The sequence below is a fragment of the Hyphomonas sp. FCG-A18 genome (assembly GCF_045287255.1).
Classification (GTDB): Bacteria; Pseudomonadota; Alphaproteobacteria; order Caulobacterales; family Hyphomonadaceae; genus Henriciella.
On sequence record NZ_CP137142.1, the window covers coordinates 1,422,556 to 1,448,595 of the forward strand.

General features: G+C 55.2%; 21 protein-coding genes. 4 read left to right on the forward strand and 17 right to left on the reverse strand.

Going from position 1 to position 26,040, the window contains the following annotated elements:
- Nucleotides 1–48 precede the first annotated feature (48 nt).
- From RYZ27_RS07010 to RYZ27_RS07055, 10 genes are all read right to left on the reverse strand, one after another.
- Nucleotides 49–732 (reverse strand): hypothetical protein, encoded by a 684-nt coding sequence (locus RYZ27_RS07010; RefSeq protein WP_406681679.1) that lies wholly within the window; start codon nucleotides 730–732, stop codon nucleotides 49–51.
- A 45-nt stretch (nucleotides 733–777) separates the two neighbouring features.
- Nucleotides 778–1,287, reverse strand: coding sequence for a MarR family winged helix-turn-helix transcriptional regulator (locus RYZ27_RS07015; protein ID WP_406681770.1), 510 nt, complete (start codon nucleotides 1,285–1,287; stop codon nucleotides 778–780).
- Nucleotides 1,288–1,420: 133 nt separating this feature from the next.
- Nucleotides 1,421–1,849, reverse strand: coding sequence for a hypothetical protein (locus RYZ27_RS07020; protein ID WP_406681680.1), 429 nt, complete (start codon nucleotides 1,847–1,849; stop codon nucleotides 1,421–1,423).
- Complete coding sequence (locus RYZ27_RS07025; protein WP_406681681.1) at nucleotides 1,842–2,903, reverse strand: enoyl-CoA hydratase/isomerase family protein; 1,062 nt, start codon at nucleotides 2,901–2,903, stop codon at nucleotides 1,842–1,844. The genes RYZ27_RS07020 and RYZ27_RS07025 overlap by 8 nt, the downstream gene beginning before the upstream one ends.
- Nucleotides 2,904–2,934: 31 nt before the next feature.
- A complete protein-coding gene (locus RYZ27_RS07030; protein WP_406681682.1) occupies nucleotides 2,935–4,644 on the reverse strand; it encodes a SulP family inorganic anion transporter in 1,710 nt (569 codons plus the stop codon).
- 101 nt (nucleotides 4,645–4,745) lie between these two features.
- The gene (locus tag RYZ27_RS07035) at nucleotides 4,746–5,231 is read right to left on the reverse strand and encodes a UPF0262 family protein (protein WP_406681683.1); all 486 of its coding nucleotides are present in this window, start codon (nucleotides 5,229–5,231) and stop codon (nucleotides 4,746–4,748) included.
- Nucleotides 5,232–5,246: 15 nt separating this feature from the next.
- Complete coding sequence (gene hisD / locus RYZ27_RS07040; protein ID WP_406681684.1) at nucleotides 5,247–6,542, reverse strand: histidinol dehydrogenase; 1,296 nt, start codon at nucleotides 6,540–6,542, stop codon at nucleotides 5,247–5,249.
- A gap of 2 nt (nucleotides 6,543–6,544) precedes the next feature.
- Nucleotides 6,545–6,997, reverse strand: coding sequence for a DUF2948 family protein (locus RYZ27_RS07045; RefSeq protein WP_406681685.1), 453 nt, complete (start codon nucleotides 6,995–6,997; stop codon nucleotides 6,545–6,547).
- A gap of 3 nt (nucleotides 6,998–7,000) precedes the next feature.
- The gene (murA, locus tag RYZ27_RS07050) at nucleotides 7,001–8,281 is read right to left on the reverse strand and encodes a UDP-N-acetylglucosamine 1-carboxyvinyltransferase (protein ID WP_406681686.1); all 1,281 of its coding nucleotides are present in this window, start codon (nucleotides 8,279–8,281) and stop codon (nucleotides 7,001–7,003) included.
- 59 nt (nucleotides 8,282–8,340) lie between these two features.
- Nucleotides 8,341–9,462 (reverse strand): anhydro-N-acetylmuramic acid kinase, encoded by a 1,122-nt coding sequence (locus RYZ27_RS07055; protein WP_406681687.1) that lies wholly within the window; start codon nucleotides 9,460–9,462, stop codon nucleotides 8,341–8,343.
- Nucleotides 9,463–9,521: 59 nt separating this feature from the next.
- On the opposite strand from RYZ27_RS07055, the gene tyrS reads away from it, so the two are divergent.
- Nucleotides 9,522–10,775, forward strand: a complete 1,254-nt coding sequence (gene tyrS / locus RYZ27_RS07060; RefSeq protein WP_406681688.1) for a tyrosine--tRNA ligase — start codon at nucleotides 9,522–9,524, stop codon at nucleotides 10,773–10,775.
- Here the strand turns inward: tyrS and RYZ27_RS07065 are convergent.
- A complete protein-coding gene (locus RYZ27_RS07065) occupies nucleotides 10,772–14,206 on the reverse strand; it encodes an AsmA-like C-terminal region-containing protein (protein WP_406681689.1) in 3,435 nt (1,144 codons plus the stop codon). The genes tyrS and RYZ27_RS07065 overlap by 4 nt on opposite strands.
- A 63-nt stretch (nucleotides 14,207–14,269) precedes the next feature.
- On the opposite strand from RYZ27_RS07065, the gene RYZ27_RS07070 reads away from it, so the two are divergent.
- The 3 genes from RYZ27_RS07070 to RYZ27_RS07080 all read left to right on the forward strand — a co-directional run bounded on the left by RYZ27_RS07070 (nucleotide 14,270) and on the right by RYZ27_RS07080 (nucleotide 16,640).
- On the forward strand, nucleotides 14,270–14,734 hold the full coding sequence (locus tag RYZ27_RS07070; protein ID WP_406681690.1) for a peroxiredoxin: 465 nt from the start codon (nucleotides 14,270–14,272) through the stop codon (nucleotides 14,732–14,734).
- A 183-nt stretch (nucleotides 14,735–14,917) separates the two neighbouring features.
- The gene (locus RYZ27_RS07075) at nucleotides 14,918–16,129 is read left to right on the forward strand and encodes a M23 family metallopeptidase (protein ID WP_406681691.1); all 1,212 of its coding nucleotides are present in this window, start codon (nucleotides 14,918–14,920) and stop codon (nucleotides 16,127–16,129) included.
- Nucleotides 16,113–16,640 (forward strand): polymer-forming cytoskeletal protein, encoded by a 528-nt coding sequence (locus RYZ27_RS07080; protein WP_406681692.1) that lies wholly within the window; start codon nucleotides 16,113–16,115, stop codon nucleotides 16,638–16,640. The genes RYZ27_RS07075 and RYZ27_RS07080 overlap by 17 nt, the downstream gene beginning before the upstream one ends.
- Before the next feature lie 68 nt (nucleotides 16,641–16,708).
- Here RYZ27_RS07080 and prfB read toward each other — a convergent pair.
- From prfB to dnaG, 6 genes are all read right to left on the reverse strand, one after another.
- Nucleotides 16,709–17,825 (reverse strand): peptide chain release factor 2 gene (prfB, locus tag RYZ27_RS07085; RefSeq protein WP_406681693.1). Its coding sequence is split into 2 segments (ribosomal slippage): nucleotides 16,709–17,755 and nucleotides 17,757–17,825, totalling 1,116 coding nucleotides; the frame shifts between segments, so codons are not numbered across the junction.
- A gap of 45 nt (nucleotides 17,826–17,870) precedes the next feature.
- A complete protein-coding gene (locus RYZ27_RS07090) occupies nucleotides 17,871–20,471 on the reverse strand; it encodes a penicillin-binding protein 1A (RefSeq protein WP_406681694.1) in 2,601 nt (866 codons plus the stop codon).
- 91 nt (nucleotides 20,472–20,562) lie between these two features.
- Nucleotides 20,563–21,825, reverse strand: a complete 1,263-nt coding sequence (locus RYZ27_RS07095; RefSeq protein ID WP_406681695.1) for an N-acetylmuramoyl-L-alanine amidase — start codon at nucleotides 21,823–21,825, stop codon at nucleotides 20,563–20,565.
- Between the two features lie 64 nt (nucleotides 21,826–21,889).
- Nucleotides 21,890–22,165: a hypothetical protein gene (locus RYZ27_RS07100; protein WP_406681696.1), complete on the reverse strand. Its 276-nt coding sequence runs from the start codon at nucleotides 22,163–22,165 to the stop codon at nucleotides 21,890–21,892.
- Nucleotides 22,165–24,093 carry an RNA polymerase sigma factor RpoD gene (gene rpoD / locus RYZ27_RS07105; RefSeq protein WP_406681697.1) on the reverse strand — a complete coding sequence of 643 codons (1,929 nt, stop codon included), beginning with the start codon at nucleotides 24,091–24,093 and terminating at the stop codon, nucleotides 22,165–22,167. The genes RYZ27_RS07100 and rpoD overlap by 1 nt, the downstream gene beginning before the upstream one ends.
- 60 nt (nucleotides 24,094–24,153) lie before the next feature.
- Entirely contained in the window at nucleotides 24,154–25,986 is a 1,833-nt protein-coding gene (gene dnaG / locus RYZ27_RS07110) for a DNA primase (RefSeq protein ID WP_406681698.1), read from the reverse strand.
- Nucleotides 25,987–26,040 lie beyond the last annotated feature (54 nt).

The following is a 26,040-nucleotide window of genomic DNA, read 5'->3' on the forward strand; positions in this document are numbered from 1 at the left end:
CGAACCGTACACTTTTAATTCAATCAAAAGTGTACGGTTCGTCTTCACTTAAAATCGCCTTGCAAGAGAGATGAAGACAGCATCTTCTTCGAATACGCCTCCCTGCTCGCTGCGATAACCTAAAGCCAGGTCAAAACTGCGCCCCGCCCATAAAACTGAACTTTGCGATTTATAGGATCTGGCAAGACCTCCGCCCTCTTCAAGAAAGGCTTGAGTGATTAGCCAGATATTCTTGGTTGCCTTGCGGCCTATGCCCAACTCCGTCAGGGCACGCGTGCAGCCATCATGCTGCCGTTGAGCCACTTCGACATATGAGAATGTATCCACCTTCTGGAACTTGCCCGACCATGCGGCCCCGGCACGAATTTCGGCTCCGATCCGCGAACAGTTTCCGAACCCACCAATCGCCTCGCCTTGCAAAAGCCCTGCTTCTGCAGAGAGAACCAAACCATCACCAAGCTGAAATGAGCGTCTGACTGTTGTGCGCCACGCATTCGAGTCGAAATCTGAAGCATCTTTGTAGCGGACCTGCTCGACTTTGGTCGTGACTGTCCATTTGGGATTCAGGCCATACTCAAAATAAATATCTGAGCGGATATTCTTGAGGTTCTCAACCTCACCTTGCGAAATACTGGTATAGGCATACAGGCTGCCATCCCCGGCATGCCAAGGCGCCGCAACAGCATGAAGCTGTAGCAGCGCCAGCAAGCAGATCGTCCCCAGTCCCCGCACACATAGACTTTATCTACGGCAAGAGACATGGCCAATCTTTTTTGACTATAACTGGAACCGGATCTGATCGGACCAGAAACGCTCCAGACGAGACACAGTCTTGTTCAGCTGGGTCAAATCATCAGGGCGAACACTCGCCGTTGGCTCAAGCGCAGAAGCCTGGCGATCAAATAGCGCCTGAACACTGTCTCGTACTTTCAGGCCACGCTCTGTCAGTTTCAGATGTACTGTACGCTTATCAGCCTTGGAACGCGTCTGGATGAGATAACCGCCATCCTGCAGCTTCTTCATATTGTAAGACAGGCTGGTACCGGCAAAAGCACCGCGAGCGCGCAGAGTAGAGGCCGGGGTTTCCCCTTCACCAATCTCATAAAGCAGTAGCGCCTGAACGCCTGTCAGGTGACGCTCGCCGTTACGCTCCAGAGAGTCTTTCACGACATCATGGAGGCGGCGATGCGCCTGCTCCAGTAGAGAAAGAGATTTCACGAAGCTATCAGCTACAGTTTCGCTATCGTTTGCAGCCTCGGCTGCACCGTAATTCATTGTCATAACCATCACCACTCAACTTTTGTTGTAGTTTGATTATATTTATTCCAATGAAGCTTATATTTCGTTAAGCAGACCTTGTTTTTGAGGTCTCTTGGTTAACAAAACAGGGGAAAGTGTTACTTAAATACTCGAATTCTAGCTATTTAGCCCCTAAAGGCGTCCCTCTGGCTGCCCACGCTTTTAGTTCTCCGTCGGCAATTGCCATAACCGCACGCAAACCTTCGCTCCCTTTGTTAAGAACATAAGACGCCGTCCACGAAACGATAGTCTCACCATTCGACGAGATCATATCGTCAGCCACTTTGATTGAAACGGCCCCGGCGTCCAGTTCCAAATACTCGATCAAGCGCCTGCGTGCGGCGGCGACATCCTGCGCCTTATAGAAGGAAAGCAGATTGGCCGTATTCTTGTTAAAGTGCTCAGCGTCACGGAAAGTCAGGGATCGACCACCTGAAAGGATCACCGCCGGAAACATCCAATGCGCGCCAATTCCCACCGCATCATAGTTTGAGAAAGCCGCCGTATAGGACTGACACCATTGCTCGATCGCGTCTTTCATATCAGTCAAAGCTCAACTCATCAGCGCCAAGGGGCGCGAAATAGCGATCAACATCTGCGTCACTGACATCCTCAAGCCGGGCTGGTGACCAGGCTGGCGCATTATCCTTGTCGATGATGACGGCGCGAACGCCTTCTATAAAGTCAGGCGATTGCACCTTGCGCCAGCCGATGCGGTATTCCATCCGCATATTCTCTTCGAACGTCTCACAGCGCGCGCCTTCACGAACCTGTCTGAGAGCAACCTTTACTGTCTCAGGGGATTTGGTTCGCAATAGCGCAGCTTGCTTTTGACCCCAATCAGAATCTGAGGCTTCCAGAGCAGCGACCATATCCTCGGCGCGATCACCCCTGAATGCGCTATCAATCAGGGCATGATGTTCGGCATAGCTTGCAGCGGGAATTGTATGCGTGAGGCTTTTCAGGATAACGCCCAGCAATTCCGCGGCGCCAGCAGAGAAGTCAGCGTCGAGAATTTGCGCCTTGAGGTTCGGCACCAGCTCACTTGGCAGGAAATGCGTGGCCACGCCTGCTGCGGCGACATCAGACCCTTTTAGTCGTGCCCCTGTTAGAGCGAGCCATGTGCCAAGCTCACCACGTAATCTTGGCAGGAACCAGCCACCCCCGACGTCCGGGAACAAACCAATCCCCGTCTCAGGCATCGCGAACAGGGTCCGCTCTGTTGCAATCCGATAAGAGCCATGGACAGAAAGACCGACCCCGCCGCCCATCGTGACCCCATCCATGATCGCAACATAGGGCTTGGGAAACGCCTTGATCGCCGCATTCATGCGATACTCTTCGGCAAAGAAGGCGCGCGCCTCACGACCATCGCTCATCCCGCTTTCGCGTAGCATGGCGATATCCCCGCCTGCACAGAAGCCCCGTGTCCCATCGGCATGATCAATCATCACGACGTGGACATCCGGATCGTCCCGCCATTCCCTTAGGGCGGTAAGGATCACCTCACACATTGGCAGGTTGAGAGCATGAAGGGCTTTCGGGCGGTTCAGGGTAATGTACCCTACCCCGCCCTGAATACGCGTCAGAACAGTATCAGTCATGCACCCGCGTTAGCGCGCGGCACAGCGACAATCAATGCCCGCCGCCAAAGATGCCTGTGCGAACATTATAATCGGCGGCAATCTCGTAATCCGGATCATCCTCACTATCGATCATCAACTGCCCTGCCTTGGTCAGCAGCGTATGGCAGTCACGGGAGAGGTGACGCAGTTTCAAGGTCTTACCCTTGGCCTGATACTTGGCGGCCAGGTCTTCAATTGCCTGTAGTGCCGACTGATCAACGATCCGCGAGCGCATGAAATCTATGATGACGACTTCCGGATCATCTTCAGGGTGGAAGAGTTCGGCAAAACCATCCGTGGAGCCAAAGAAGAGCGGACCTTCAATTTCATAGACTGTTGCGCCGGGTGTGCGAATAGAGTCGCGCTGCAGGATACGGATCTGTTTGGCATTGTTCCAGGCATAGACCAGAGCCGAGACGATCACGCCGACAACAACGGCGACTGCGAGGTCTTCCAGAACCGTCACAACCGTCACAAGAATAATGACGAAAGCATCCGTCCATGGGATTTTCCGCATGATGCGCAGGCTGTTCCAGGCAAACGTTCCGATCACCACCATGAACATCACACCGACAAGAGCCGCGAGTGGGATCATCTCAATCCACTGTGAGCCGACTAGAATAAAAGCGAGCAGGAAGAGCGCCGCAGAAATCCCTGAAAGACGCGTTCGGCCGCCCGACTTCACATTGATCATGGACTGGCCAATCATGGCGCAGCCACCCATGCCCCCAAAGAAGCCCGTGACGATATTGGACGTTCCCTGCGCCACACATTCCTGAGACGCGCCACCACGCTTGTTTGTGATCTCCCCAACAAGGTTGAGGGTCAGAAGGCTTTCAATCAGACCGATTGCAGCAAGGATCAGCGCATAGGGAAAGATGATATATAACGTTTCCAGGTTTAGCGGCGGGATGGGCGCAAACCCTGTCTCGCTGCCCTCAAATTTGAAGACGCCATAGACCGGCTCTGAAGACGTGGTGAAAGGAATGTGGAAGGATGGCAGGCCGCCTTTGATGCTGGCAAGGTCACCAACGATCGGCGTATTCAGGCCAAAGCCAATGACAATCGCCGCGACGATACCAATCCCTGCCAACGGCGCAGGGATGACTTTCGTAACTTTGGGCAGGCCCCAGATAATCGCCATGGTCAAAACAATTAGGCCGATCATCATCAACATGTCGGGTGTCGGCAGCCAGTCGCCATTCGGCAGGAAGGAATGCGGGTCAGGTGTTGCAGTGCCCGGGACCTGAAACTGACCGATCTGCGCAAGGCCAATAACGATCGCAAGACCATTCACAAAGCCTAGCATGACCGGATGCGGGACCAGTCGGATGAACTTCCCCATCTTGAAGACGCCAGCGAGCACTTGAAGGATGCCCATCAGGACAACCGTTGCCAGCAGGTATTCAACACCGTGCACGGCTACGAGTGAGACCATGACAACAGCAAGTGCACCCGTCGCGCCTGAAATCATACCAGGTCGACCGCCCATAATGGCTGTGATGAGACCAACAATGAAAGCCGCATAAAGGCCCACGAGGGGCGGCACCCCAGCAACAAAGGCGAAAGCCACGGCCTCAGGCACCAGCGCAAGCGCCACGGTCAGTCCCGCCAGAATCTCAATCTTGATCCGATTAGGGGTAAAGGTCGCCCGCTGGGTCTCCGCCCAGGCAGACAGATTCATACGATCAGCATAGTCATGCAGGATGGATCGAGCCATGCGGCGCGTCCTTTCAAGCTTGGGGTCTCATTCTCAAGGGGCCGCCCTACAGCGTTTATGTAAAAACCGCTAGTTCAGGCTACAGGTATTTATGAAGACAGCTATCGCGCAGCGCGAACCTGCCCAGCATGTAGCGCGCAGATCAGGGTGAATAGTCGCCTGGACGTATCAAAGTCGACCGTAACCTTGCCCTCTAACCGTTCGGCAACCAGTTCCGAGCCTTCATTGTGGATGCCGCGACGCGCCATGTCGATGGCCTCAATCTGGTGCGGCGTCGAGTTGCGGATCGCCTCGTAATAGCTCTCACAGATCATGAAATAATCGCGGATCACCCCTCGGAAAGGGCTCATCGAGAGCAAGAAGATATGTACGGCTTCACCGGCTTCAGTGCGAATATCGAAGACCAGCTTGCGCTCCTGCATCGAGAGATGAAGCACGTAAGGACCAACATCCTTCTCAAGCACTTCAAAGCTGTTTTCCTCAATCAGATCAAAGATGGCCACACGACGTTCGTGTTCCGCATCGGGTCCGGACGCAGCCAGCGTCTCGTCATCAATCTCTACACTGACCAGCCGGTGCTCACCCATGGTCCTGCCTGAAGCCTACACTTTGTTCGTTCGGATGGAGACAGATCGCGCGTGAGCTGGCAACCCTTCGGCCTCAGCCAAAGTCAGAGCCGCTGGCGCGAGCGCTGCAAAGCCATCCGGTCCAGCCCTTTGAACACTCATTCGCTTAAGAAAGTCATACAGCCCAAGCCCGGAACTAAACCGCGCAGCGCGACTGGTCGGCAAGACATGGTTCGACCCGGTAACATAATCGCCCAAGGCTTCCGGTGTGTGATGGCCGAGGAAGACAGCGCCAGCATGCTTGATCTGCGGAAGGAGCGCATCCGGATCAGCAATTGCGAGTTCGAGATGCTCAGCCGCAATCTGGTTCGCAATGCTGGCAGCCTGATCCAGATCCTGCGCGGTGATAATGGCACCATGTGTGTCCCAGGCCTGGCGGGCACGTTGTTCTGTCGACAGCTCAGAGAGCTGTTTATCCACAGCTTCACCCACAGAGTTGTCCACAGCTTCATCCACACAGATCAGAATACTTTGTGAGCTGGCATCATGCTCAGACTGGCTAAGCAGGTCTGCGGCGATCCAATCCGGGTTGGCAGTCTCATCTGCGATCACGAGAATTTCTGAAGGCCCGGCAATCGTATCAATCCCGACAGTGCCAAAAACCTGACGCTTGGCCTCAGCAACATAGGCATTGCCGGGACCGACAATCTTGTCGACGGGTTTCAGGCGCCCAGCGCCATAGGCGAGTGCTGCAACAGCCTGCGCGCCACCAATTGGGTAATACTCATCAACACCAGCTTTCAGGGCAGCATAAGCCACGGCGGGGGCAAGCTGTCCATTCGGAGCTGGCGCAACCATGACAACCCGCTCGACCCCGGCAATCTTTGCAGGGACTGCATTCATCAGAACTGAGCTTGGGTATGAGGCGAGGCCGCCGGGCACATACACGCCAACACTATCAAGCGGCGTCCAGCGCCAGCCAAGTTGCACACCTGCCTCATCGGTAAACTGGTGATCTTCCGGGCGTTGCTTTTCGTGATAGGCAGCAATCCGGTCAGCGGCGAAGTCGATCGCTTGCTTGAGCTCTTCCGGGCACGCATGTGCGAGGCGGTGCAAGTCGACATTGTCCGATTGCAGCAAAGTCGGATCAAGGGTCAGGCGATCAAACTTTGCCGTATAAGTCGCTACCGCTTCGCCGCCCTTGGCGCGGACATCGGCAATCACCTGCCGAACGGTTTCGGCAACATCCTCAACAGCGCCGCGTGGCTCTGCAAGAAACGCATCGAACTGATCCTGAAAGTCGCCTTTACGGGCATCAAACCTGCGGGCCATGTCTAACGCCGCCTCTTGTCATGGTCAGGCGTATGGCGGGTCACCCACTCATACTGACTATCGAGCAGCGTGACATCGAGCGCTTCAGTGTCCAGCGCAAGCTCGCCATCACCTGAGAACAGGATAGAGACTTTACCGCCCGGTGGTTCATCGGCTGGGCTGAACGTGATGGACAGCAAGGACATGACCATATCCGGGTCAGCCTTACTAATCGCGCGGGTCTTCACACCGAGGACACCATCAAAAGCCAGAATCGCGCGCACACGATGCTTCGGCCCCTTCCTGGTCTTGGCGTCTTCCCATTGGAAGCGATTGACTTCGAGCGTGAAGCGATGGCGCTTCTTGTCATATTTCAGGTTCTCGGCCTTCAGGACAGCATCCTGAACCGCTGCTGAGATGATCTCCAGATCGGCGGCATCTTCTGCCATAAGCCGCAGCGGTTTTGTATCAGCCATAGTCTATTCTTCCTCGCCGGAAACACGCCGAATATCGGCCCCACATCCATTTAGTTTCTCTTCAAGCCGTTCAAAACCCCTGTCGAGGTGATAGATACGCCGCACCTCTGTCTCACCTTCTGCCGCAAGCGCTGCAATCACCAGTGAAACAGATGCGCGCAGGTCTGTCGCCATGACGGGCGCGCCACGTAGTTTTTCAACGCCTTTGACGACGGCTTCCTTACCGCGCACCTGAATATCTGCGCCAAGGCGAGAGAGCTCCGGGGCATGCATGAAACGGTTTTCGAAGATATTTTCGCGAATGATGCTTGTGCCATCCGAAATAGACATCAGCGCCATGAACTGGGCCTGCAGGTCGGTTGGGAAGCCGGGGTGAGGCTGGGTATCGACATTTACGGCTTTGAGGTCATGGCCATTGCGTTGAATACGGATAGTGGCGGCGCCTTCATCGGTATCGACCGTGACACCTGACTGCTGTAGCGCATCGACCATGGCACTGAGCGCCTGAACCGGTGCCCCTTCTAGCGTGACATCGCCGCCAGCCGCAGCTGCGGCCATCGCATACGTCCCGGCTTCGATCCGGTCGGGCATCACCGAGTGGGTGGTTCCGTTGAGGCTTTCAACACCCTCGATACGGATGGTCGAGGTTCCTGCGCCACTGACCTTTGCGCCCATTTTGTTGAGGCAATCAGCAAGATCAGCAATCTCTGGCTCACGTGCAGCATTCTCTAATATGGTTTCACCCTTGGCCAGCGTTGCGGCTAGCATCGCATGCTCGGTTGCCCCGACAGAGACAAATGGGAAGACGATGGTTGCGCCTTTCAGTCCATGGATCGCAGCGGCTTTGACATAGCCAGACTCGACTTTCAGGTCCGCGCCCATCGCCTCAAACGCTTTCAGGTGCAGGTCGACGGGCCGTGCCCCAATCGCGCAGCCACCGGGAAGCGACACAGTTGCATGGCCTTCACGTGCCAGCATTGGGCCAAGCACATTAAAACTCGCCCGCATTTTACGCACCTGTTCATAGGGCGCGATGGTGGAGCTTAACTCAGCCGCATTCAGACGGCACTCGCTGTCGCCTTTCGGCCAGTAAACCTCCACACCCAAGCTGGCGAGAAGCTGGCTCAGGAAACGTGTATCCGCCAGATTTGGCATATTGGTCAGCGTAAGCGGCTCACGCGTCAACAAACACGCCGCCATCAGCTTCAGGGCCGAGTTCTTGGCCCCTGAAACCGCAATTGAACCTTTGAGCTTGCGCCCGCCCGTAATCAAAAGTCTATCCATGAAACGTTCTATAAGCCGCGTCGCGGCAAGAGAAAGGCGCAAATGCGGCTATTGTGCTGTCATTGCCTCGATATACGCCCGCCTATCATGGGTTTCGGTGCGCCTGTCGTCATTGGGAAACTGATTGGTAAGCCACGCAGGGTCCGCGCCGCCAGAAGCGCAAAGGCCTCAGCTTCAATCGAATCACCACGCCAGCCAACCTGCTCGGCTGTCAGGATTGGGCACGGCAAAGCCTTTGCGAGCATGTCCATCAGAACAGGATTGTGCCGACCGCCGCCACTGGCAATCACTTTGGTCGGGGTCTCTGGAAGTTGGGCTAAACCTGCCGCAACAGCAGCGGCTGAAAATGCAGTGAGGGTCGCTGCGCCATCTGCGAGCGAGAGCCCACGCGCCATCCCGGCGTGAAAGTCATAGCGATCAAGCGATTTTGGCGGGGTTTCCGAGAACCATGGATGCTCCAATAAATCAGCGAGCAAGCCTTCGTGGACTTGTCCGGCGGCTGCCAACCGCCCTCCTTGGTCATAAGTTCCCTGATCGTGACCCTCGACCCATTCATCAATGGGACCATTCGCTGGCCCGGTATCAAAGGCGATCAGCGCACCATCGGACATACGTACGGTTATATTGGCCACCCCACCCAGATTCAGCACGGCCATTGGCTGACTGCCTTGCCCGGCCATCAATGCGGCATGATAAGCTGGTGCGAGCGGAGCGCCCTGCCCGCCCACAGCTACATCATCAGAGCGGAAGTCATAGGCGACAGGCATGGCAAATACCTGTGATAACGCCTCGGCATCGATTAGCTGAAGCGTTGCTCCCTTGGCCATATCAGTTGGCCGGCGATGCAGAACGGTCTGCCCATGGACCCCGGCGAGCGATACATTGCGATCACCAGCCTGCGCCATGAGCTTTGAAAAAGCGTCAGCATGGGTGGCAGTGATGACCTCTCGAGCCGCCGCGAATGGCGCATCCGGTTGTGGCCCCTGCCAATTCCATTCGCGCGCAGCATCTGTAGCGATTTGCAAGACCGAGCGCTCCTCAGGTGTGTACTTGCGCTCAATGACGGGGCCAAACTCGAAAATACGCTCTCCGTCGGTCAGCAAGAGCGCCCCATCCACCGCATCCAGAGAGGTTCCGGACATAAAGCCCGCTACCCAGATCGGATCAAAATTATCTGCCACCCTGTTCAAACTCGATCCATCCCATGCTAACCGCGCCGCTTCAGACGAAAGATGATCCGATGAGCGACTACAAATCCGAATTTCTCCGCACTTTGGACGAGCGCGGTTACATTAAGCAAGTCACCCATACCACCGAGATGGATGACTATTGCAATGCGGGTGTACCAGTTGCCTATATCGGGTTTGATGCGACGGCGAGCAGTCTGCATGTGGGCTCGCTTGTTGGCATCATGATGTTGCGCCGCTTACAGCAGGCTGGCGGCAAGCCGATTGTCCTGATGGGCGGCGGAACGACCAAGATTGGTGACCCGACCGATAAGGCTGTCTCCAGGCCGATCCTGACGGAAGAGGCCATTGCAGCGAATATTGAAGGCATCAAGAAAGCCTTTGAGCCCTTCCTGACCTTTGGCGAGGGACCGACCGATGCGGTCATGGTCAATAATGACGACTGGCTCAGCCAGCTCGGCTATATTGAGATGCTGCGTGAGGTCGGGAAATTCTTCACCATCAACACAATGGTGAAGCAGGATACAGTGGCGCGCCGCCTGAAAGCCGAAGAGCCTTACACCTTCCTCGAGTTCAACTACCTGCTCCTGCAATCCTATGATTTTCTAGAGTTGGCTCGTCGGCAGAACTGCCTGATGCAGATGGGTGGCTCTGACCAATGGGGGAATATTGTTGGCGGCGTCGACCTGAACCATAAAGCCGATGGCCGTCAGGTGTTTGGCATTACCAGCCCTCTGATCACCACGGCAAGTGGCGGCAAAATGGGTAAAACCGCTGATGGAGCGGTCTGGCTGAATGCCGACATGCGTAGCCCTTACGAATACTGGCAGTTCTGGCGCAATACAGAAGATGCCGATGTTGGCCGTTTCCTCCGCCTGTTCACCGACATCTCACTTGAAGAGATTGCGAAACTTGAGGCGCTTGAAGGCGCTGACATCAATCAGGCCAAGATTGCACTCGCCAATGCGGCAACAGCGATGCTGCATGGTGAACAGGCCGCAAAAGAAGCTGAGGGCGCCGCACAGAAAGCGTTTGCTGGGGGCGGTGTTTCTGCCGACCTGCCTACTTTTGAAATCAACACTGCCGATTACCCTGATGGCCCCACAACAGTTGCTCTGTTGCGCGCCGGAGAGCTGGTCTCATCGAATGGCGAAGCCCGGCGCAAGCTGAATGAAGGCGCTGTTCGCGTGAATGATGAGAAAATCATGGCCGATCAAGGTCATGCCTGGGCGGACATTCTGGACGATGTATCTGCCTTCAAGGTGCAGGTTGGCAAGAAGCGGATCGCGCTCGTTAAGCCAACCTAACCCCCTTGGCCAGAGCCGGGAGCCGGGGCAATCACCTCATCTTCCGGTAGCTCAGGCAACTCGCTCGGTGGTTTCAGATTCGGATCAACCGGAAGCGCTTCGGGAATACTTGTGTCAGATGGATTCTCAAAAATCCGCCGCAGGATGCCTGGCGTAACGGCTGAGAGCGGGTTCACGGCGACCTGCGCTTTCTCAAGCGTGCCGCGAACTGAATAGGTGATTGAGAAAATCCCCTCGCCTTTCCGCCCCACAAACAGGTCCCCAATAATCGGCACGCCACCAAGGGCTGAGTTAACCCCGAAGCTCGGCACCAAAACGCCATCCATCTCAATGCCTTCACCATCTGTGCCGATCCAGCCATTCGCTGTCAGGCCCAGAGCGGGCCCATTAGCGCGGCCACCATCGATGATGTAACGTCCGCCACCAACCGAGACCGGGATCACGATATCACTGAAAAGTACGCCATCCCCTGACAAGGTATCGGATAACCCGCGAAGGGACGCGAGCGACAGGATCTGTGTCACGAATGGCGCATTGACCAGGCGCGCATCGGTGACGCTGACCAATAACCGCGTCGGTTCATCCCCACGCGAAAGTGTGCCCCGTAAATCAAGGGCGCCCCCTTCGATAAACTCAAGGCCAAGGAAGGCCTCTGCAAGGAAACCAGCATTGCCCGCGGTCAGTGATATTTCAGGGGGGCCATTATCGCGATTTTCGTATCGCGCCGAAAGCGTCTCACCAGTTGTTGTGGTTCCGGTTGCGCTGGCCTCCAGCAGGCGATCGAGAGCAGTCTCCACCCGCGCTTCGGCATCGGTGAGGTCAAGCCCGCGGCGCAAACGTAACCGCTCCACATCAGCCTCAAGCCGAAGCGGCAAACTGAACCCGTCCGTGCTTCCATCTTCAAATTCACCTGCGCCGCGCAAGATCGGATCAAGGTTCAAAAACGCTCCTGTGAAGACCATATTGGCTTCCCCATTGCGTGTTCGACTGATCTCGCCTGACAGGTCAGCCGTCCCATCGATGAACAAACGACGCAATTGTAAACTCTCAAGCCGCCCATCGGACTGAAGACGAATATCTCCATCAATAATCGCCGTCTCACTCTCGAGCAGGACAGAGGACTCATTTAGACCATCCTCACCCGCATAGATGATCACGGCACGGGCAGGCTCGCCAGCAGGCTTTGACCAGCCAATCTCATCAATCGCCAGTCGTGCGCCACGCAGGTCAAAGCCGAACTTGGCGCTCCCCAATCCTTCGGCAGAAACCTCGCCCTGCACCTCAACCGGCACTTCCCCGGTAAGATAGGCCCGCCCGACCAGACCAAACTCATTGAGGATATCCGGGCTCAAAACCCCGCTGGCGGACAGATCAGCAGGTCGATTGTCCGGCCCAAGACCATCGCGCCAGGTGAACTGTACCGGAACCGCACCAAGGTCAGCAAAACCACTCAGAACCAGTCGCTCCTGGGTCATATCAACATTGATCCGCCCGCCGGTAAGAGATTGTTCCAGAACAACATCCTTCAGACCCGCCTGCTCGATGACCCCGGTAACCTTCAGATTTGTGTCTTCAAACGGCACCTGCCCCACTGTCGGACGAGAGAATTCAAACCGCGCAGTCGCCTGACCACTCACGCGTTCCGGATCAAAGCCGGTATTTTCCTGAAGCTTGACCCGTGACTGCGAAAGCTGGCGTAGGATAGAGACAACCGGCCCTGAGCCTTCGGCCACAACGAAGAAATCCTCACCTCTCGGATTAAAAGCTGGAAAATCCACGCGCCCGGAATCGATGACCCAATCATCATATAGCGCCTCGGTAACGGTGGCCGAAAAACTATTGCCGCCAACCTGCCCTGTGCCGATGGCGCTTCTGACAGGCGGCATATCGGACAGGAACCGCACTTGCCCATCCTGAAAGCCGAAGGAAACCGCAAGGTCTTCGTCACGCAGATAACCTTCAGCCCGGCTGTCAGGCCTGAGCTTCAGCACTGCATTCGCCCCTGTCACGCGAATGTCTTCAATCCGGTCCCTGACAAATCGCCGGCCACCATCACCGAGTGTTTCCGGCCAGAAGGACAAGACCGTCTCCTTGCCGGTTTCGCCTACCATTTCCGCGGCAAGATCGATCGCTACAGGAATCTCGCCTGGTTCATACTCTATCGAAAAATCCGCCTGGCCAGCTGCTGAGAAATTCAAATCGCCATATGTGGCGTTCAAACGTTCAACTTCAAAAATGGAGTAATCGTCCGAAGTGTCAGCGCGCAGATCAACCGTTTCAAATGTCCAGGCCTGCGGAAAGTATGGGGTCAAATTCACCTGCACATCGGTTCCGGTTAACTCCAAACGATGCAAGGCATTGTCGGACAAGATATTACTCAACGATCCACTGAACACGCCCGAAACCTGATCAGCAGCTAGGCTGACTCGCCGAATGTCGAGTATATCGGCACCGGGACGATAGGATAACCAGGCGTCAATCTCAGACAGAGTGATCGGCAGGGTTTGCAAAGCCAGACTGCCATCTTCGCGAGCCAGAACCATTTCAATCTCTTCGAGCCCTTCCGCCTCGCTCGCACGCGCCGCAAACGATGTTCCGATTGACAAGTCCTCACCGCCACTGAGCGCCTCAACCCCGGCCAGAGACAGCAGATCAGATAAACGCCAGATTCCAAGATCCAGATTCGCCTGAATGTCAGCGGTTTGTCCGGAGGTAGTAATCAAGGCGGCAAACTCTCCGGGCAATCCAATCCCGGCACCACTACCGCTAAGCGAGAGCGACCAATCCTGATCACTATGTTCCAGACCACCCGAAGCCGTTTCGATTGTCGCGATAACCCGGTCTTCTTCGCCTAGAATACGGATATCCATCTTGTCGAAGGACAGGCTGTCGAAGGCGACAGATTGATTGAAAATACGCAAGCCTGCACGAACATCCGCAAGCACCCGGTTGATCAGATCAAGCCATTCCTGCGGGTTCGTTGGTAAACCGCGGGCTTGAATTTCTGGGACAGGTTCCCCTGCAACTTCCCACTGATTAGGCCCCGTGCTTCGAACGTCGAGCCACCCTGATTCCAGCTCCGCGCCGAGTACAGTCACCTTGCCGGTGAGCAAGGCTCCGGAATCAAGAATGATCCGTGCCTGCTGCGCCATACCCCGCTCAACTCGATCAATATCCTGCAAAGACACACCATAGGCCATGACAGCTACGCGGCGCTCAGATGGTTCCCACTGCAGTGTAAGACGCTCAATCTCGACCGGACGATCACTACGTACCTGGCTGATTGCTTGCTCGACACGCTCGTGCAGGAAACCCAGCTCCACTGGTCCACTGGCCAGCCGGATCGCCATAAAGGCCACAGCCGCCATGAGCAGGAGCGAGATGCCCCCCAGGACCTCGAAAAAAATTACCTTCGTGGTCTGGCGAACCAAGCTATTTACTCCACTTTCAGGTCAGTGTTTGACCAATTGACGAAAACTCTCAAGGAAACTGCCATGACAACCCGACCAGAAAAAGGCAACTCTGCGCCACAGATTACCCTTCCTGCTATACCCGGTGACGAAGTGACACTGGGTCGAGGCCAGCGCGGACAAGTCGTCTTCTTCTATCCAAAGGATAACACCCCCGGCTGCACCAATGAGGCCAAGGATTTCACAGCCCTGAAGGCCGAATTTGATGCGCTCGGTTATGATATTATTGGCGTTTCGAAAGATAGCCTGAAAGCGCATGGCAATTTCATTACCAAACAGGAACTTGGCGTTACACTCGCCAGTGACCCCGATGGCGATGCTTGTGAAGCTTTTGGGGTCTGGGTCGAAAAGAAAATGTACGGAAAAACCTATATGGGGATTGAGCGCAGCACCTTTCTGATTTCAGTCAGCGGGAAACTCGAAGAGGTTTGGCGCAAAGTTCGCGTCAAAGGTCATGCTCAAGCGGTTCTGGAGGCCGCGAGAGGCTAAACACAAAAAATGGACAATCCCGTATTCCTTAAGCACGTTTTAACGGCTTACATGAGATTAATATGTGAAGACTTCATTATAGGGGTTTCCGTTGACGGTTTTTGTGCTTTATCTGTTGCATCACCAACAGACACGAAAATGTGAAGTCCCTCTACACGTGTTATCGGCAAACAGGTGCGTAGAATGAAAACTGTAGCAAAGATCTCTGATTTCATGCGGAATGCATTTCCGGAACGTCAGATTTATCACCGTACAGGTGGCACAGTTCGCTACTTCACAATTTCCCCGCTTCAACAAATCATGCTCGCCGGGGTCGCTGCTGCAGCGCTTGCCTGGACGTGTTTTGCAACAGCAAATGTCCTGTTTTTCAAGAACAATACGAACATGATCGCCAGCGATAGCGAACTCCACAAACTGGAGCGCTGGCTACAGCAAGCGAATGCAAAAACCGAGTTGTCGACATCGCAACTGACTGAACGGACGGATGCTTTCCAGAAAGCCACGCTGGATTTTGAGCGTCGTCACCAGACGCTTGAAACGATGCTCAGCGCCCTCAAGACTGGTGGTGAACTCGATGTCGCTGCATTGCGGGGTGATTCGGCTTCACTCCTCATCACGGCTACGATTGATGAGGCTGATGCTCGTCAATCGCAAAGACTGGCTGCTGTCGCTCAGCCCCTGCCTCAGGTCGGGCTGAGTGGGCAGGTAAGTGAAATCAGGGCCTCTCAGCAGGAGTTCCTGGATGAGATCGAGAATATCGCCGTTGAGCGCGCTGAGGCTGCCCGCGGCGTGCTTCGCTTAACCAAGGTTGGCGCCAGCCGTATTGAAAGCGGCGGCAATATGGGTGGTCCAGCAATTGAGTTTGCAGCCCTGACCAAAGGCAGCTTCGACAGTCCAGAAGAGGCTGCTTTTGCAACCCGCGTTGCGCAGGTGGCAGCGCGTATGGAAGAAGCGCGTTACTTTGAAACATTGGTCGAAACCGTTCCTCTGGCCAACCCAATTGGGGTTCCATCTCGGCTGACATCACCATTCGGTATTCGGACAGACCCTTTCAGCGGACGCCCGAACTGGCACAATGGTGTCGATATGGCCGCATATTGGAACGCACCAATTGTTGCTGCCGGGCCAGGTAAAGTTATTTTTTCCGGTCGAAAAGGCGGATATGGCGTTGCCGTTGATGTTGACCACGGCAATGGATTTATTTCGCGTTATGCGCACTTGAAGCGAACAACTGTGAAACGCGGAGACACTGTTGCTATTGGCGATCAGGTTGGTTTGATGGGCTCAACGGGGCGAAGCACTGGACCTCACTTGCATTATGAGGTCTATTTCAACGGCACTGCGCACAATCCAGTAGAATTCATGAAAGCGGGAAACCATGTTCACAAAGACTAAAGGTGACGGAACGGACACACCAATCACACCAGCTCAGGCTGCTGTACGGAGTGCATCAAGCAAACCCGCCTCAAAAGTTGGCGCATCTATTATCTGCGCAGATATGACGATCACAGGGTCAATCGCTTCGGACGGCGCGATCCAGATTGATGGCAAAGTTGATGGCGACATCACCGCCAGTGACATGGTTATCGGCTCAACTGGCGAAATCGTGGGTGAGATCAAGGCCGACACTTTGCGCGTCAAAGGCAAGATCAGAGGCTCTATCCGCGCCAAAAAAGTTGAACTGGAAACTGGCGCGAGCGTGATTGGTGATATTATTCATTCTGCGCTTGTTATCCAGCCCGATGCGTCCTTTGAAGGACAGGTCAAGCGCGAGGATAACCCGCTTGCCGACAAAACACCGCAAGCCGCTACAACTACGCCTGCGTCAGCTTCAACAGCTACAGGATCGGCATCCGCATCCAGCAGCACGTCCAATCCGTTTTCATCCACCAGCGGGACTGCGTAGTAGACCCCGTTTAGGTTGGCCTAACATGGTATGAAAAGAATTTGCCGGAGCCAACGCTCCGGCATTTTTTATGCGTCCTCAGTTTCCTGATGGTCACCAAGCGCATGTGATAGCGCAGCACTGAGAAACGGTGTTAAATCCCCATCGAGAACGCCACCCGTGTCGGATGTCTCATGATTGGTCCGCAGGTCTTTGACGAGTTGATAGGGCTGAAGGACGTAGGATCTGATTTGATGGCCCCAGCCGATTTCTGACTTGCTGTCATGACTGTCCTGGGCCGCCTGCTGACGCTTTTGCAATTCCAACTCATACAGACGCGAACGGAGCATTTCCCAGGCTTTATCACGGTTCTGGTGCTGAGAACGACCAGATTGGCATGCGGCGACAATCCCGGTTGGCTCGTGTGTCAGGCGCACAGCGCTGTCTGTCTTGTTGACGTGCTGCCCACCTTTACCGGATGCGCGATAGGTATCGGTACGCACATCCGATGGATTGATGTCGACCTCAATCGTTTCATCGATCACAGGAGAGACAGCAACACTGGCAAAACTGGTATGACGGCGCGCCGAGCTATCATATGGCGAGATGCGCACGAGACGGTGGACACCCTGCTCTGACTTGAGCCAGCCATAGGCATTCTCCCCTTTGACAAGAAGCGTAGCGGATTTGATCCCGGCCTCTTCGCCGTCATGGCTTTCCACCTCTTCTACACTATAGCCAGCTTTCTCTGCCCAACGGACATACATGCGGCGCAGCATAGAGGCCCAGTCCTGACTCTCGGTCCCGCCGGCCCCGGCGTTGATGTTGATATAGCAATCATTGCCATCTGCTTCGCCAGATAAGAGCGCTTCAAGTTCTGCAGTTTGTGCCCGTTTAAACGCGCGCTCCAGAGAGGTTTTAACATCGGCGAGCATATCCGCGTCGCCTTCGGCCAACTCAATAAGCTCGCCAGCGTCAGCCGCTTCTTGCTCAAGGACTTTGACTGTCTCAATGCCATTCTCGAGCTTCTGGCGCTCAGCCATAAGTTTGCGGGCCTCTTGAGGGTCATCCCAAAAGTCCGGGCGCTCAGATAGCGCATTCAACTCATCTAGACGTTTGTGGGCAACGTCCCAGTCAAAGACGCCTCCTCAGCAGCTCTGTAGACTGCTTGATCTGTTCGGCCATGGACAGAAGTTCTGCGGACATAAACGCTCCATAAGGTCAGGATTGGACAATCCGAATCCTGAGACCTTAGTAGATATCGCCGAGGTCTTCTTCAACCGTCGTTGAAGGTGGGACTGTATCTTGTCCAGGGAACATCCCATCTTCTACAGGCGAAGGATTAGTTGTGGGCTGGCGCCCGAAGAGATCACCATCCTGAGTTCCGGACAGGCTGAGCGTGCCATCTCCAGCAAACACCATTCCCGGCTCTGTTCCCGGCCGGAACGCCTCCAGAATGACCTCCTCACTGGAGAAAGTTGGCAGATTCCCCGTGCGATGATCAATCGATACGAGACGAACGCCCGGAGGGATACGGAATGGCAGCGCGGGCTCATCGGCCAGGGCGCGCTCCATGAATTCCGTGAAGATCACGCCAGCGACAACACCGCCGCCTTCATTCTCTCCCAGTGAGCGTGGCTCATCAAAACCTGTCCAGATGCCGACGACCAGGTCAGGTGAGAAGCCAAAGAACAGAGCATCGACATAATCATTCGTGGTCCCTGTCTTCCCGGCAAGCGGTTTACCAATCCGCTTAGCCCGGCGTCCGGTTCCGCGCTCTACAACGCCCTCAAGCATATGCACGATCTGATAAGCGATAATCGGATCAACCAGTTGCTGACGTGTGTCCTCAAGGACAGGCGGACGTTGGCCATCCCATGCTTCTGTAACACAGCCTTCGCAAGGCCGTGTATCGTGACGATAGAGCGTTGTCCCATTGCGATCCTGAATACGGTCCAGCAGTGTTGGGGTGACTTCCTTGCCACCATTTACAAAGGCCGCATACGCCTTGGCCATCCGCCATGGGGAGGTTTCGCCCGAACCAAGGGACATGGCCGGGTAAGGCGGCAGGCGATCATAAATACCGAACCGCTCACCAAACTCGGAAACCGCTTCCATCCCAATGTCCGTCGCGATCCGCGCTGTCACCTGATTATAGGACTTCTCAAGCGCAGCCCGCATGGTGACCTCACCGTAGGAGCGCCCTTCGGCATAGTTCTCAGGCTTCCAGACATCGCCCGTAAACTCATCATAATAGACGTAGGGACTGTCCAGAATGGTACTAGCAGGCGTGTAGCCGCGCTCCAAAGCAGCGCCATAGACGAAAGGCTTGAAAGACGAGCCAGGCTGACGCTGCGCCTGTGTCACGCGGTTGAACGGGCTCTTGAAGAAGGAATAGCCGCCCATCATTGCGAGGACACGACCAGTGTGAGGGTCAAGCGCGATCAAAGCCCCATCGATCTCTGGCACCTGCCGCAATATGGCGCTTTCAGCAGGGATCAGGATTGGCTCAGGCGCAATCTCTTGGGTCTGATCATCATCTGCCGCCTGCCCTTCAACTGAAGGGGCCACTTCTGCGGCAGGTAACTGTGTACGTTGCACCTCTACGAGGATGACATCGCCCGGCTTAAGGCCAGTTTGCCCGCCATCACGTTCATAGGTTTGGGCCCATTCGAGATCTTCTTGCGGGATTGAGGTTTGCGCGGCATCGGTCAGGATAATCTCAGCGCCATTCTCAGTCAGGCGATTGACCATGCCTGCTTCCCAAGTGCCATAGCCGCCGGGCAGGCGCACGTCTCCTAGCTGCTCGATGACATCAGACGCAGCAATATCAAGGCTCGCGACCGGACCACGATAGGCGTGGCGACGGTCATAGATTTCCAAGCCCGTTTGCAGGGCTTCCTGGGCTGCTAGCTGCAGTTTTGTATCAATGGTCGTGCGAATGGACAGACCGCCCTGCTCCAACTCTTCCTCACCATAAATTTCGATTAGTTGCTTGCGCAGCTCCTGCACGAAATAGGTCGCAGCCGCATATTCCGGTCCGCGTAACCGACGTGTCGTATTGAGCGGTTTCTCAATCGCGGCATCGGCCTGCTCACGGGTGATATAGCCGTCATCAACCATGCGATTGAGTACATAGTTGCGTCGAATAAGCACGCGCTCCGGATTTGTGTAGGGATTTACGCGTCCGGGGAATTTTGGCAGCGAAGCCAAAACAGCCGCCTCGGCCAAATCCAACTCGGGCAGCGACTTGTTGAAGTAATTCAATGCAGCCGAACCAACCCCGTAAGAGCGTCCGCCAAGATAGATTTCGTTCAGATAAAGCTCGATAATGTGCTCTTTGCTGAACGCACTTTCCATCCTGCGGGCAACGATGGCCTCTTTAAGCTTACGAACAACCGTCTGATCTCGCGTCAGCAGCATATTCTTGGCGACTTGCTGGGTGATCGTCGACCCACCTTGCATGCCACCTTTGCCACTAATCTTGTTCCGTGCGGTGTTAATCACGCCACGCGTCATACCCAGCCAGTCAATACCTTTATGGGTGAAAAACTTTTTGTCCTCGGCAGAAACAAAAGCCTGAACCACATGCTCCGGGATGGCTTCATAGGGAACAAAGACGCGGTGTTCATCCGCAAATTCGTAAATCAGCGTTCCATCGCCAGCATGCACACGGGACGTAACAGGTGGATTATACTCTGAGAGCTTCTCAACAGATGGGACCGTCCGCGCCAAAGCCATCATATAGATCGCAAACGCGATAATCATGATCACGCCAAGCAGGAAACCCGCAATCAGCAACCGGAAAAACCATTTCCAGGTCAAGAAACGTCGTTTTACTGCCTCGGTCATTCGGGCGCTCCTGATCTGTTTCACCGTGGGTGAATCACATGGTTGTGCGGCAAGACTAAGGCGCTGGCGCGATCTGTGAAAGGTTCACGCCTCAGTTCGCTGCCAGGATCAAATCCTGACGATCAAAATAAGCGTCGATGGCTCGCTTAATCGCCTTGGCGGCTTTTTGTTGTCCCCTCTTGGACTTCAGACGCTTAGCGTCAGCGCTATTTGTGATGAAACCGAGTTCAATCAGGACAGCGGGCACATCTGGTGCGAGCAGGACAGCCAGATTATCGCGCCGGAACGGGTTCTTGAGGAGTGGCCCAGCCTGAGCGAGCTCTGGTAAAACCAATTCAGCGAAAATAGCCGAGTTTGACTTGGTTTCCCGCTTGATGAGGTCTTTGAGGATACCCTCAACCTCAGCCGATTGCGCCTCGCCTGTCTTCATATGCCAACCATTGTCACGCGCGGCGCCTTCTTTGCGTCGCTCGCCTTTCGTGTCGATGGAATAGACGGAGGCCCCATCCGTACGCGGGGAGCCGCTGGCATCAACATGCATGGAAATAAACAGGTCTGCGCCCCAGTCCCGCGCCTTACTGACACGATCCTCATGATCGACATAAATGTCCGTTGTGCGGGTCAGATAGACGTCATAGCGTGCGTCCTGAGACAGGTAATCCTTCAGAACAAGGCTCGCGCTCAGGACAATCGTTTTTTCCTGTCCCCCAACTATGGAGGATGTTCCTGGGTCACGTCCACCATGGCCAGGGTCAATCACAATCACTTTCTTACGGGCCTGCGCCAGATCAACAAACCGATCCAGCCCCCAGGGCTTCAGGCTTGGCGGCGCAGATGGCTGAGCTTCTGGAGATACTGTTTCCGTCGCTGAAGGTGTTGCAGCGGCAAGCGTCACTGTCGGCTCCCGCGCTGGAGATAGCGCCGCAGCAAGCCGCTTGGCATCACGCTTGGCTGCCCGGTTATAGCGGGCCGACGAGACCCGCGTGAGATCAATGATAAACCGCCGGGTCTGCGCACCTGCTTCAGGCGGAGGCGCAAGTTCACGCATCACCATCATCGCGTGGGACAGTTCAAAACTCACACGATCAGAGTTTAACGTATAAGCGATCACAGCCCCTGTCGGCTGCCCAAGATACGCATCCGGACTGACGCTGGCATCAGATGGCACGAATTCGATGACCGGTTGGCCATCTGCAAGGCTCAGAAAAACGTCACCCTCGCTGTCACTGCCAGTTTCAATCGTCAAACGCGTCAGATCGCCATCCCCGGCCACCGCGACAGAACGAATTTCGGCATGCGCCTGCACGAATGCCATAGCGGTCAGCCAGAGAAGAAAGACGGTTAGTATACGCACCCGCTCACCTTGTGGATATTCGCTTCTCTTCTAGTCACCGCCGTGTTTACCAGAGGTGAATAGATCAGGTGTTCACCGTGACTTTATTCGCGGAAATATCCAAGCTCACCGTCACATCTCCCTCGAAATGTGCTTCAGCAAGTTTCTCTAGGGGGCCGATGGCGGCTTTGAGCAGATCATAATCACGATCATCACCGATCTTGGTCCCATCTAAACGCCGGGACTCAAGATGATAATTTGTGGTGGCGGTGCCATCTTCAGTGGAGAAGGTGCGCGAGAAAGAGACTGTGGCCGCCCCGGGTAAAGCGGCAAACTTTAGCGGGGCGGTCCAGATATCCATTATGTGTCGAGGAAGGAGCGCAGCTTACGGCTGCGGCTTGGGTGCTTCAACTTGCGCAGCGCTTTGGCTTCAATCTGGCGAATACGTTCCCGCGTCACGCTGAATTGCTGGCCAACCTCTTCGAGTGTGTGATCAGTATTCATACCGATACCGAAGCGCATCCGCAGAACGCGCTCTTCACGCGGTGTAAGAGAGGCAAGCACGCGCGTTGTGGTCTCACGCAGGTTCGATTGGATCGCCGCATCAACCGGCAAAAGTGCAGCCTTGTCCTCGATAAAGTCACCGAGGTTTGAATCCTCGTCATCACCGATGGGTGTTTCAAGCGAGATTGGCTCTTTGGCAATCTTGAGAACCTTGCGGATTTTCTCCAACGGCAGGCCAAGCTTTTCCGCCAGCTCTTCCGGGGTCGGTTCACGACCAATTTCATGCAGCATCTGACGTTGAGAGCGGACAATCTTATTAATCGTCTCAATCATGTGCACCGGAATACGGATGGTGCGCGCCTGATCAGCGATAGAGCGCGTGATCGCCTGACGAATCCACCATGTTGCATAGGTCGAGAATTTATAGCCGCGGCGATATTCAAACTTATCAACCGCCTTCATCAGGCCGATATTGCCTTCCTGAATGAGGTCGAGGAATTGCAGGCCGCGATTGGTGTATTTCTTGGCAATCGAAATCACGAGGCGAAGGTTTGCTTCGACCATTTCCTTCTTAGCGATGCGTGCTTCGCGCTCACCTTTTTGAACGCGCTGAACGATCTGACGGTAGTCATCGATTGGAATACCGATCTCTTCGGCGACTGCGCGAATCTCGCTGCGAATATCTTCGATTTTCTGGGCTTCGCGTGTGGTGAAGCGTTCCCACTTCTTACCCATTGACGCAACATCTTCGGCCCAGGTTGGGTCCAGCTCGCGCCCGAAATAATTCTTCAGGAAGTCTGCGCGCGAAACACCATGAGCATCGGCCAGGCGCATCAACTGGCCTTCAAGGCCCATCAGCTTCTTGTTAATCGCATAAAGCTGCTCAACCAATGCCTCGATCCGGGCATTGTTGATGTGCATGGTCTTGAGCGTGTCGACAATGTTTGTCGAAATCTCATCATAGCTTTCCTGAGATTTTGTCGTCAGCCCCTTGCCTTCCAGGCGGCTGGCAACCAGCTTTTCCTGAAGCTTGCGGAACTTGACGAAGCCATTGGCCATCTCATCAAGCTTGTCCAAAACCCCTTCACGAAGCTCAGCTTCCATGCCGGACATCGACATGGCTGCGCCTTCTTCCTCGTCCTCGCGTTCCTCGCGGGCATGGCGCTCTTCGACGGTTTCTTCGCGCTCTTCTTCTTCCTCGTCCTCTTCCTCAGGCTCAGGCGCGGGGTTTTCTGCACCATAGGTGGCCTCAAGGTCGATCAGGTCACGCAGCAGGATACGCTCGTTCACAAGCTCATCACGCCAGACCATCATCGCTTCAAAAGTCAGAGGGGATTCGCAGAGGCCACGGATCATCGCATCGCGGCCTGCCTCGATACGCTTGGCAATCGCGATTTCGCCTTCACGGGACAGAAGCTCAACCGCGCCCATCTCGCGCAGGTACATGCGGACCGGGTCATCAGTCCGGTCAGAGCCACGAGCATTGCCTTTCTTGGTAACGGCACCAGCTGTGTCGGTTTTGGCCAGCGCTGTACCTTTGGCGGCGTTTTCGCCTTCTTCCTCAGTCTCAACGACAGTGACGCCTTCCTCGGAAAGCATCGCCATTGTGTCCTCGATCCGGTCAGACGACATCTCGTCTGCAGGGAGAATCTTGTTCAATTCTTCGACGGTCACATAGCCTTTGGCCTTCGCGTCCTTCATGAACTTTTTGACTTTGGTATTGTTCATGTCGAGGACGGGGCGGTCTTCGACACTCATATTTGTATTGGCTCCGGCTTTCGCCATGAAACGCTCTCCCGTCTGCCGTCTCCTTAACGGCATTCAAACCTCGTACCAAAGAAGGGGTCAGTCCTGATCCGCCTTCTCTGCCGCCTCGCTCAAACGCGCTGCGCGCGCCCGCCTTTCAGAGACCAAACGATGACGAAGCCGTGCGTCCTCCGGTGTCGCAAACGCGTCACCTGACACTTCGGCTCCATCGCTGGACCCTTCAGGGCGCGCATACTGCTCAAGGGCGATAAGCCATTCCCGTTCCTCAGCTCCACCGGGAGTCATTTGAGGCACATCAGGATAAGAGTTTAGCAGGTCTGCAGCGCGTGTTTTTCCACAATCCTCCAAATGGGCACAAACGGTGGTTCGGTCAACCGCTAAATCTGCATCTATTTGACTAAGCAGTGCATCGCGGATCGCCGCGACGTGTTCTGATTTGAAACTGGCAAGCGCTAAAGCCTCATAGCCAAGCTCCGCCAGATGCGGGTTATCCACAGCCCGCGCCAGATGCCCCAAGCCGGTTGTTTTTGCCGGCGCGCCTCGTGATAGGCGCGCACTGCCCCGCTGACCCGGCCCGGTTTTCTGCGTGCGCGCGGCAACCCGCAAAGACCAGAAATAGTCTTTCATCCGCCCTTTAAGATCACGCTCATATGCGGCTTTGACGGCGCTATTTCGAATCGTTGACACGGCCTGCATCAGGCGAACTTCAAGGCCAGCCTGTCGCTCTGGGGTGTCCAGAGGCTCCAAATCCCGTTCACGCCGCCACAGCCGCGCAACCAGAGGTTCTCCGTTCGCCAGTCGGTCCCGCATCTCTTGTGCGGAGTGCTTTTTCAGGAAGTCATCCGGGTCCATCCCGCTGGGTAACTCACAGAAAAACAGGGACTTGCCCGGCTGTACATCGGGAAGAGCGTTCTCGATCGCCTTGTTCATCGCGCGCTGACCAGCCGCATCACCATCAAAACAAACCACTGGCTCAGGCCCGGCGCGCCAGAGCAAGTCGAGCTGCGGCACCGTCAATGCTGTCCCGAGCGGCGCTACAGCATGACCAATCCCGACCTGCGCCAGTGCGATGACATCCATATAGCCTTCGCAAACGATCAGGCCGCCAGAATCAGTGCTTCCAAACGCTTCACGGGCCGCTTTGTAACGATACAAGCTACGGGACTTATCAAATAGCTCGGTGTCACCCGTGTTGAGGTATTTCGGGTTATCCTCATTGCTTAAGGCCCGCGCACCGAAGGCGACCACACGTCCGCGGATATCCTCAATCGGAAACATCAGGCGATTGCGGAAGAAGCTGATCGGGTTACGCCCCTCTTTGACGCTTGCGAGACCTGCATCGGCCAACTCATTCATCGTGAAGCCCTGATCCCGCAGAACATCCAGTGTGGTCTGCCAACCATTCGGCGCATAGCCAAGTCGATAGCGTTGCCACGAGGCCGGAAGCAGCCCTCTGCCCTCCAGATACGCACGCGCCTCAGAGCCAGCAGGAGACCGCAACTGTTCCTCAAACAAAGCAGCTGCCGCTTCACAGGCGAGATAAAGCCGCTCGCGTCGATCATAGGCTTCGCGATCTTCCGGTGTTGCCTTGGGCAAGGACATGCCCGCTTCCTCCGCGAGCTTTTCAACCGCCTCCATAAAGGACAGGCGTTCGGTCTCCATGACAAAGGTCAGGACATCACCGCCGAGGCCAGATGAGAAACATTTGAAAATCTTCTTCTGGTCATTGACGTAGAAGCTTGGGCTTTTCTCATTGGTGAAAGGCGAGAGACCTACCCACTCTTTACCCTGCTTTTTCAGCTTCACCTTGCGTCCGATAATGTCAGAGGGCCGCAAACGCGCTTTCAGCTCGTCAACAAAACCATCAGGAATACGGATAGAAGGCGCGTTCATCATGGCAACATAGCGCATGCAACTCGCAAAGCTAAGGTCATGGCAACAGAAAAGCCCCGGTCAAATGACCGG